Source organism: Candidatus Palauibacter sp., from assembly GCF_965222475.1.
Classification (GTDB): domain Bacteria; phylum Gemmatimonadota; class Gemmatimonadetes; order Palauibacterales; family Palauibacteraceae; genus Palauibacter.
The window spans coordinates 234,146-243,710 of sequence record NZ_CBDCUB010000006.1 but is presented as its reverse complement, the minus strand read 5'-3'; the positions used below and the strand labels follow the sequence as shown (position 1 = coordinate 243,710).

The 9,565-nt window shown below is 64.6% G+C and carries 5 protein-coding genes; 2 read left to right on the top strand and 3 right to left on the bottom strand.

Translation table 11 applies throughout. The features are described 5' to 3' along the window. Window positions 1-115 precede the first annotated feature (115 nt). Both ACOQPP_RS11860 and ACOQPP_RS11855 read left to right on the top strand, forming a co-directional pair. Window positions 116-826 carry a hypothetical protein gene (locus ACOQPP_RS11860; protein ID WP_419166792.1) on the top strand — a complete coding sequence of 237 codons (711 nt, stop codon included), beginning with the start codon at window positions 116-118 and terminating at the stop codon, window positions 824-826. A 3-nt stretch (window positions 827-829) separates the two neighbouring features. Next, complete coding sequence (locus ACOQPP_RS11855; protein ID WP_419166793.1) at window positions 830-3,097, top strand: NACHT domain-containing protein; 2,268 nt, start codon at window positions 830-832, stop codon at window positions 3,095-3,097. An 803-nt stretch (window positions 3,098-3,900) separates the two neighbouring features. Here ACOQPP_RS11855 and ACOQPP_RS11850 read toward each other — a convergent pair. The 3 genes from ACOQPP_RS11850 to ACOQPP_RS11840 all read right to left on the bottom strand — a co-directional run bounded on the left by ACOQPP_RS11850 (window position 3,901) and on the right by ACOQPP_RS11840 (window position 9,512). Beyond that, window positions 3,901-5,024, bottom strand: a protein-coding gene (locus ACOQPP_RS11850) for an IS3 family transposase (protein ID WP_420636578.1) whose coding sequence is annotated in 2 segments (ribosomal slippage) — window positions 3,901-4,748 and window positions 4,748-5,024 — 1,125 coding nt in all. Because the reading frame shifts where the segments join, the coding sequence is not laid out codon by codon here. Window positions 5,025-5,174: 150 nt separating this feature from the next. Beyond that, complete coding sequence (locus ACOQPP_RS11845) at window positions 5,175-8,477, bottom strand: hypothetical protein (protein ID WP_420636577.1); 3,303 nt, start codon at window positions 8,475-8,477, stop codon at window positions 5,175-5,177. A 51-nt stretch (window positions 8,478-8,528) separates the two neighbouring features. Then, the gene (locus tag ACOQPP_RS11840) at window positions 8,529-9,512 is read right to left on the bottom strand and encodes a hypothetical protein (RefSeq protein WP_420636582.1); all 984 of its coding nucleotides are present in this window, start codon (window positions 9,510-9,512) and stop codon (window positions 8,529-8,531) included. Between the last annotated feature and the right edge of the window lie 53 nt (window positions 9,513-9,565).

The following is a 9,565-nucleotide window of genomic DNA, read 5'->3' as shown; positions in this document are numbered from 1 at the left end:
CGCTCCCCACCCGCCGCAGCCCCCGCCAATCTACGCAGGCGGCGATGACGTTGCGTTGACCCCTCCCCGTATCCCTAGATTCCGCGCCGCTCACAACTTCCACCACGGGAGCGCCATGATTGCTTACTGCCTCGCGGACGTATTCAACCTCGAACTGTGGCCTCGCGACCGCTCACCGGTGCAACCTGAGGTCGACGAGGGACTTCGCGAGCTCGTCGGTCAGGTGAACTCCGCGGTGCCATCCGCCATCGAAGTCACCATCCGCCTGTACGGTGGCTGGCATCGAGAAACCCTCCAGGCGCCGGTCGACATGCGGCACATGCTGGACCGAGCCATTGAAAACAACCCCAAGAAGGTTCGTGCACAAAGAATCCGGGTTCAGCTTGCCGACCACCCCATCTGGGATCCGGGGACGCTCCTCCTGCGTTCGCTTCGAGAGTCCCCCGTCGAGCGGCTGAACCTGCGGCCGGCCCAATCCAAGGACTGTGCCTCCCCGAACACCTGCACGCTCGAAGCGCTTCGCAGCTGGTGTGCGGGAAGGTGCCCGGAGCGACACTGCTCCGTGAGGTTGCGCGACATCACGCTTCTCAAACGCCAGAAGATGGTCGATACGCTACTAACGGCGGACGCGATGACGATCATTCACGCCCGCCTTGCACACGCCGTCGTTCTTGCGAGCAACGATGCCGACATGGTCCCGGCGCTGCTGGCGCTCTCGGCTTCCGGGCTCGAGCCGACACATCTTCGCAGGCGGGTCGCCCCCGGCTTCGGTGACACGTACGATGCCCTCTTTCACGAGGCTGACCTTCAGATCAGGCAGTGGTGATTCATGGACAAGCTCCAGGAGATTAGGCGGGACATCGTTCCCTTCACCGACCCCGGCTCCGAAGTCGTCGTCGGAGACGCCCTCCTCATGTGGCGAAAGGACGGCGTTGAAGAGGAGGCAGAACTGTCCCAGGTCCCCGGCCAAGATCTCCCCGCGGTCAAGATTGATGGTGCGGAGGCGATGCCGTATCCGGCCTTCCTCGCCAGTCGTTACCTTGCAGACCTCGAGGCCTTGGCCGAGTTCATTCTCAAGACCGTTCCTCGACTTGAGCCGTACATCAAGACGCGCGCAAGGCAGGTGGACGAGGAACCCCCTGCCGGGTCGTCCACCGACCGTCCCAATGCCGCCAGCCTCATAGCAGATCTTGCGAACGATCCTCCGTACGGTTCGACTCGAATTATCCTCGTGCGGGGGGCCGCGGGGTCCGGCAAGACGATGGCCCTGAAACACATGGCCCGAACCCGGGCCGAACAGTACTTAGCCGGAGAAGTGAAGACACTCTTCTTCTATATTGACGCCCAGGGCCGCGCCCTGTCTCGCCTCGACGACGCAATGGCCAGGGATCTTCAGGATCTCCGCTCGCGCTTCTCCTACAACGCCGTGCCCCCACTCGTCAGGCGAGGGCTTCTCGTGCCCGTGATCGACGGCTTTGACGAGCTCCTCGGCAGCGGTGGATACGACGAGGCATTCTCGTCCCTGGCCGCATTCATCTCTCGGTTGGAAGGGAACGGCGCCGTAGTTGCCTCGGCACGCTCCACGTTCTTCGATTACAAGGCGTTCCGCGCCAACGCGGAGAGATTCGCGCAGGATGGAAGACTGAACTACGAGGTCGAATCTGTCGACATCGAGCCTTGGGAGGATGCCGACGCCGATGAACTCGTGCGAAAGATGTCGCGTGGCACCATCGTAGCCAAGTTCCAGAGATTCCGGGACGGCCTAGGCGAGTCCAACCGGGCCTTACTCAAGAAGCCCTTCTACGTGTCCCGCATCGCGGACCTGCTAGAAACCGACAGCATGGACGTTTCGGACGAGGCGACGCTCGAGACTCTTGTGAACGCCTTCTTGCGCCGAGAGCACGGCAAGTTCCTCGACAAGCACGGCACGCCGCTACTCGACGTGGGCGGACATCGCCGTCTGTTGGTCATGCTGGCCGACGAAATGTGGTGGCTGGAGACCCGTCGGCTTGACCTCGAAACGGTTAGAGTGGCCGCCGAGCTCGTCATGGACGATTTGGGTGTGCCTCCCGATGCGGCGCGCCAAGTCATCGAGCGGATGCCGTCCTATGGATTCCTCTCCAAGAGCGGCACAGGCGTGGGGCACCTCCAGTTCGAACACGAGACCTTCTATGGCTATTTTCTCGCCAAGGCGTTCAAGCGATGCATCGAGGGTGAGCACGGGGAACTCCGCAGGTTTCTTGCACGCTCAGTGCTCGACGAAGCGACGGTGGATGAAGTCATCGGTCAATATGGCGGGGCGGTAGATGCCTGTACGGATGTGGCAGTCAAAATGTGTTCGGTGCTGAGGACGGGGTTGGGCGACAGCGTGGCGAGACAGAACGCCGGTCGCTTCGTGGCGCGGGTTATCAAGACGTGCGGTGCACTGCGCGACGGCGTCCAGCTGAGGCACCTCTATTTCGAGCAGGAGGATTTCGGTCGCGCGAGGCTGGTCGATCCGCACTTCCAAAACTGTCACTTCGAGCGGACGGATTTCACAGGGCTGACGATGGTGAGGCCGGACTTCGAGGGATGCACGATTCAGATGCCCAAACTGAGTCTGACGGGCACCCGCCTGGAGCAGGCCGATCCGAGCCTAACCGACATCGTGGCGGGCGTTGAGATCATGTCGAACGGTGAAGCATCGGGAGACCCGCCTGCGAGGAAGTACGCGCCCGACCAGATCAGGGCAATCTTGGTTCGTTTGGGCATGCGGGGCGAGGAGCCCCCCGAGGCTGGCGCCAAGTATAATGACCGTCAGCGCACCCGCATACGGCTCGTTGAGCGATTCCTACTCAAGATGGAGCGCCGTTTCTACGTGGCGGAGGCGGATTTCGGTCGTCTCGGTCTGGCGGGCCATCCCGAGTGGACCGAAGTGTACGAGTTGCTAAAGGACCGGGGGTTGGTGAGAATCGAGACGCCATCCATGTCCGGTCGCCCCAAGCCCCTTGTACGTCTCCGCTATCCCCCAGACCTCGTCCGCAGCGGCGAGAACATCGAGGACGGTAGCCGACCGGACATCCAGCGGTTCTGGAATGAATTGTTGGACGTCACCTGATCGCGCCGAGGACGGGGGCGCCACACATGAACCTCGAGCCCAGATCGCCTGTGGGGTCTATCTGACGACTCCTCCAGCCCCGGGTACCCATCTGCGTTGTCCTTTCGGTGCCCATGCCCAAACGTTGAAGGGGCGTTCTGCCGGGAGGCAGTCGGTGTCCAAAGCCCGTCCGGCCAATGAGCGGACGGCATCGTGGACAGCGCGCTTGTGAGACCTGCCTTCGGGATCGCGCGTGGAGCGATTGAAGCGATATGTCACGGCCCCAAGGAGCAGATCCGCCAGCTGATGGCAGCACTATCACGCGGATCGGTTCGTTCCAGGCTGGTCATCTTCAATGGAACTCCAAACGCTGACCGCAATTTGCCAGCGACGGTGTTCTCCAAGATGTCAGTGCGGAAACGATATTGATCGGTGATCGCACCAACAACCAACTTAAACTGACACGGATTAGTGGCGACAATCTTCAGGCTGCGGCTAAGGAAGGAATAATAGAATTAGTGAGGTGGTCCTATTTCGTTGGACAGTCCGAGGGCAAAGTTAAGGTGGATTCCGAGTGGTTGTGAGAGCCCTCGGGAGCATTCTCCGTGAGTTGTCCCGGGGTGGGTGCTCCACCCGCGGGTCCTCCCCCGGCGGGGGAAAGGACAGGTTCCAACATGGGCCCCGGTGGCCGGGAGGGGAACCCGGCCGGTGACCGGGGCTTGGCCGCCGATGGCGCGAGGCGTCCGGGACGGGCGGATCCCGGGTTTCCGCTCGGCCGCGGCGACTCGGGGGGGCGCGCTCCGGCAGGTGCGGAGATCCGCCGTTCACACCGCCCCCGTGCCGTCGCGGTAGGCCTCGCCCGGCGTCCGCCCGCCGAGGGACGAATGCGGGCGCACCTCGTTGTAGAAGTCGATCCACGAGCCGATGATGCGTTCGGCGTCCGGCCCGTCGCGGAGCTCGTGGAGGTACACCGCCTCGTACTTCAGCGACCGCCACGGCCGCTCGATGAAGATGTTGTCGAGGAAGCGGCCCCGGCCGTCCATCGAGAACGCCACGCCCGCACCCAGCACGCGCTCGGCGAACGCCTCGCTGGTGAACTGGGCGCCTTGATCCGTGTTCAGGATCTCCGGAGCCCGCCGGCCCAGCGCGTCGTCCAGCGCGTCCACGCAGAACGACGCGTCCATGGTGTTCGACAGCCGCCACGCGAGCACGTGCCGGGTCGCCCGGTCCATCACGGCCACAAGGTAGAAAAAGCCTTGCGTCACGGGGACATGGGTGATGTCCGCGCACCACACGTGGTCCGCCCGCGAGATCTCGAGGCCGCGCAGCAGGTAGGGAAAGACCCGGTGCTCCGGACTCGCCACGCTCGTGCGCGGCCGCCGGTAGGTCGCCTCCATTCCCATCAGCCGCATGAGCCGCCGGATCCGGTGCCGGCCCACGACGACGCCCTCGCGGCGGAGATGGCGCATCATCTGCCTGCTCCCGTAGAACGGGTAGTCCATGTGGAGCTCGTCCATGCGCCGCATGAGCGCCAGGTTCTCCGCGCTCTCCCCCTTCGGCCGGTAGTACCGCGACGACCGGCTCACGCCCACCAGCGCACACTGCCTTGAAAGACTCGGCGGCCCGTCCCGCTCGATCATCCGCACCCGCTCCGCCCGGCTCAGCGCTTGAGCCCGCGCCGAAAAAAATCCCGCTCGACCGTGAGCTCCCCGATCTTGGCGTGCAGCTCCCGGACCTTCGCCTCGTGCTCCTTGGCGAGCCTGCGGCCCGCGCCCCCGGCGAACACCTCCGGCAGCCCCTCGAGCAACTGCCGCTTCCATGTGCTCACCTGGTTCGGATGAAGCTCGTGCCGCCTCGCGATCGCCTGCACGCTGTCCCGCTCGCGCAGCGCCTCCAGCGCCACCCGCGCCTTGAACTCCGGCGTGAACCGCCGTCTCTTCCCGGCCATCTCGGTGCCTCCCGTTCCTTCCTGGAATCCACCTTAACGACCTGTCCAAAAAACTGGGACCACCTCACCATACGGGATAAATCCGAACTTATCGTGATACATATGAGACGTGGATCGTTGGGTATATGCTCGCTATCGGACAGATCGGCATCAGGTCGATTTGAGGTCGACGGATACTTCGGCCAACGTAGCGTTGACGGCCCTCCGCGCCTCCTCCGTTGCGTCGTCCTCCAGGCTGACTCCGACGTGGAAGTTGAGTTCTGCACCCCCGGCGGCGGCGAGAAGCTTCCCTGCGGCCTCAGCGAGATCCTGTAGTTGCGATACATCCAGCACCGCAGGCGGGTGCGTGCCGGGAGGTGGCGCAATCGGGCCGGGCCCTTGAGGCAACTCCAGGACGACCCGTGCGGCCTGGTCGTATTCGGAGTCGAAATCTGCACTCCCCTCCGCCAGTACGAGCCAGCGCCCTTTCACGGCAGCACCGATCCCCTCGCGTACCAAGCCCCAGGGCATGGCGGCGGATTTCTCCTGCGAAAGCGCCTGCGTAAGGGCCAGGCCGGTCGTGCGGTTGTCGTTCCAGGCAACCTTGATTGCGTCCTCTACCAGACTCTGAGGGATGACCGCGTCCGGGCGCGGGCGAAGCGTCGCGTCCTCGTTGAGGGCGCCGGTGGGCACAGGCTCCTTCCATGCGGTGGCGGGCGAATTCGTGAGCCAGACGGTCCCAAGTTCGATGGCCCGCTCGACGGCCTCGAATATCGCCTCGGGGGGGCAGGCGGGGATCGTCGCCTGATCCTCGTACCCTTCGCGGGGGATGGTCGCGACATGTCCACCGGCGAAATACTCCAGCAGCGCCGCTACCGGCAGGATCTGGCCCGCCCCGTCTGCGGCGTCGATCCAAAGGCCGGGCAGCTCGCCGGGAGCGAGCAACCCCTGCGCCAGCCGGGCTAGTTGCGCCCGTTCGGGCAGCATGATTTCCAGAGCATCGTCCCGAGCGGCCTCCGGGTCTACGGATTGGCGCCACCAGGTGCGGTAGCTTCCGTCTGGTCGGCCCAGCCGTGCTACGAAGAGGCCATCCCGTACGCCGGCGAATACGGTGTCCGTGACGAGCTTCGGCTGTAGTACCTTGGGCAGCCGCGGATAGCGGGCGAAGGCTCCCGCGAGATGACTCGCGAAACGGGACTCGTCCCCCTCCCGCCAGAGGTCATACGGCCCGCCCGGCAGCAGAGCCTCGGCGTTGATCGGAGTGTCTGTGATGCGTGACTTGTCGTGTCGCTTGACCTCCTCGAACAGCGGTTGTCCGCTGGCCGGGAGCTTGAAGGCGTGGACCTCATTCTCGACGTTTACGGTCACGACAATCCCGTACGCCTGGCGAATCACGCCGGGAACGTCGTTTGCGGCCTGTCTCCTCTGGCTGCGCAGCCGCTCCGCTCGCAGCGGGTCCACCGCCTGCCTGGTAAGCTGCCCCGCCACGTCCTCCCAGCCCAGTAGCGCCCGCACCTTGGCCCGTGCCGCCTCCAGCCCCTCCACTGAAGGCGTGGCGGCCACGACCGCATTGCGGTGTACGCGTGGCCGGCCGGGGCCTGTGGTCTGGTCGAGGAAGGCTCTCGCCGTCCTGCTCGGCTTGCCGGACGCCGACGCCGCGTCCGCGCCGAGGATGACGTACCGGAAACTGCCGTCGTCCCCGACATCCGCGGGCGACCTGGGCAACACATGCACCTGCGCTCCAGCCGCCGAGGCCCCGTCCCACAGCGACTTCGTCTTGCGGATGGCCTCCTCGAGGCGCACCTGCACCATCTCCGTGGTCACGCGGTCGCGGCATGCCTCGTCGTGCATCTGCTTGAGGTTGGGCGCGTTGCCCAAACGCCAGGATCTCGGCAGGCCCTGATTCGTGGCGTACTCACCGACCTCGTCACTGGTGTCCTCATCGTCGAGGAACCACGAGGTCTCGCGCCAGCGGCGCAGGCCCTTCTCCAGTTCGATCCCGTCCGGCGCGGCCCCCCCCACGAGACGCAGCAACTCGGGCGTGTGCGCCTTCGAGCCCGAAGGCTGGGAGTGGAGAAAGACAGCGGCCACGGCCTGTTCGACTTCGCGCGCGGGGGCAAGGGCGGAGCACTCTCGCTGGACCTCCCGGGCCTTGCCGAGTTCAGCTTCGAGCAGAGGAACCCATTCGGTCTTCTTGCCCTCCACGCTGTCCGTGGTCGCGATGCCCGCGAGTTCCCTGGCCGCCTCCGAAACGGATTCCGAACCGGGTGCGGCGAGGAGGACGGCCGGACCTACGAGCGGACTCCGGTCCCACGGCTCCGCGTCCCGCAGCGCCGTCGCGAGCGTCCGCAGAATGCCCCGTGTACGCTGGAAGCCCTCGATCTGCGTCCAGCGACTGTACAGTACATCCGTGAGATCGGGGTGGAACGGAAAGCTGTGCAGGAAGCGCTTCTCGGCCTCCTTCTTCGACTTCCTCGTGGTCTCGTCGAGCTTGGCGATTCCCTTGACGATGCCGATCACGTGCGGTTTGTACGCCCGCGGGTCGCGGATGCTCTCGGGCTCGAAGAAGCGGCGGCGCAGGACCTCCGCCACGTCCTCCTTCTGTACCGGCTGGACACCCTCCTCGCGCTGGCGCCGGAAGATGTCCGAGAAATCGCGCAAGATTTCCTTGCCGAGCGGGTCGTTCTGCCGAGAGGGGTCGGTGGCGAGAATGGAGGCCACGATCGCGGCGCGGTCGATCTTTGTCACCGCCTGAGTGAGGTACTGGAAGAAGTTGCGCAGGTGCGACACCCAGTCGCCCTCCATAGCCGCCTTGGCGCGGGCGTACATCATCACTTCATCCAGCAGAATAAGTGTCGCCGACCCGTCCTCCTGCTGTCGCTCGATCAGCTTGACCAGGAGCGGCTCCGCCGGGGGCGTGTCGCGCTCTGCATCCAGATTTTCGGCGTGAAGCATCCGGAGCCCGTCCGACCCCGCGAGCTGGAATGCGAGGACGCTCCAGGGGTGCCTGAGCGTGCGCCGCTCCCCGTCGGGACCGCGAACGTCCTCGATCCCCTTCTCGACATCGATCTTGTCGAAGCAGAGGGCGGCGGTGGCGGCTCGGGAGAGGCTGAAGTCGGCATGCTCCCGGAACTCCCCCACGGCGGGAAGATCGGGCAGGCTCTCGGGATCGTGGAAAAGATGGTGGAGCGTGATGAGGGTGTGAGTCTTCCCGCCTCCGTACGTCATCTCGAGCTGACGGACGGCCTTGGCGCTCTTGCCCGCCAGACGGGCGGCGACATCCCTCACCAACTCCCGCAGCGCGTGCGTGGGGTAGGTGAGCGCGAAGAACCTGGCCGGATCCTCATAGATCGGGCGACGTCCGGCGCAGGTGACGACCTCGTGCAGGTCAGCGGCGAACTCCGCCAGCGTCAGTTCCCCGGATCGCAGTTCCGGCTTCAGACGAACGATCTGGTGCCACGGAATCTGGGTCATTGGGCCCCCGGCCTGAAGAGTCTGAAGCACGCCAAACGGATCTGGTTCATCCTACTTGCTCCTGCAACCGCGGGAAGAATGTGAGAATCGGCCGAGTTGAGACCGGTGCAGCAAATAGGGTCGAAGGTTCTCCACCACCAACTCGGCGAATCGGCTCGCCTGCTTGGGCTCAATGTATCCGTCGTCCGGAACGCCCAACATCTCGAAAGCGTGTCGAATGCTCTCGGAAACGACTCGTTCGCGCTCCCGGTCCTCCATCGCCTGAGAGACCGTGGGCATGATTCGGCCGATTGCCGCAGCGCATTCCGCTGAGGGAAACTCTGCACCGTCGCACATGGCGCGGATCTGTTGTGGTCCGCACCGGAGGTTGATCGTGACATCGACCGCTTCGCCGGTCATGGGGTTGATGGCGTAGCTACGGCTTAGCCGCTCGCCCTCGTATTCCGTGGAGAGGCACACACCGTACCGGATGCAGCCGAAGAGCTCGACGTACCCGGTCAAGGACCGTCCTCGAGGATCGCCCTCGATATGCACAACGTGCAGGGGCATCCCGGCGGGGCGGTTCTGGATCGGATCGAAATCGTAGAAGTAGGAGAAACACGGCCTGCCGTCCTCCTTGAAGTATTCCTGCGCCTTCTCGCAGCTAGCCGGGTCCACTCCGGCCTCGACTGCCAACCCAAGTGCGGCCTTCGTAATGGCGCGGCCCTGTGCCGGTCCGCCGAGGGCGAGATCCCACCCAAGAAAATGCGGAACATAGGTTGAGCGATCGTCGACCCTGATCGCGGAGCCATCGCCATCAACCTGTGGGTATTTCTCTCGCAGATCCTTTGTCCTCCGAGCGAGTTCAGCCGACGTTTGGCACGTCATGCGTATCCGTCGTGTCGCCCCGACCGTCACGTCGGAGAACTCAGACTTCGCCGGAGACACTCGTCCGTCCGGCCGCATCAGGACCTCTACGATGTTTTCTTCCCCCATCACGTCCGACCGAGAATCGCTGTCTTTGGGACGCAGATCGGTAGGGGAATAGCCAGCCAAGTTGAATCGCGTGGACGGAACGGACCCTCGGTGACGCCGCACTCCGAGGAGGA

Excerpts from the sequence above, each read along its gene's own strand:
- ACOQPP_RS11845 (WP_420636577.1), bottom strand. The coding sequence starts at position 8,477 with ATGACCCAGATTCCGTGGCACCAGATCGTTCGTCTGAAGCCGGAACTG.
- ACOQPP_RS11860 (WP_419166792.1), top strand. The coding sequence starts at position 116 with ATGATTGCTTACTGCCTCGCGGACGTATTCAACCTCGAACTGTGGCCT.
- ACOQPP_RS11855 (WP_419166793.1), top strand. The coding sequence starts at position 830 with ATGGACAAGCTCCAGGAGATTAGGCGGGACATCGTTCCCTTCACCGAC.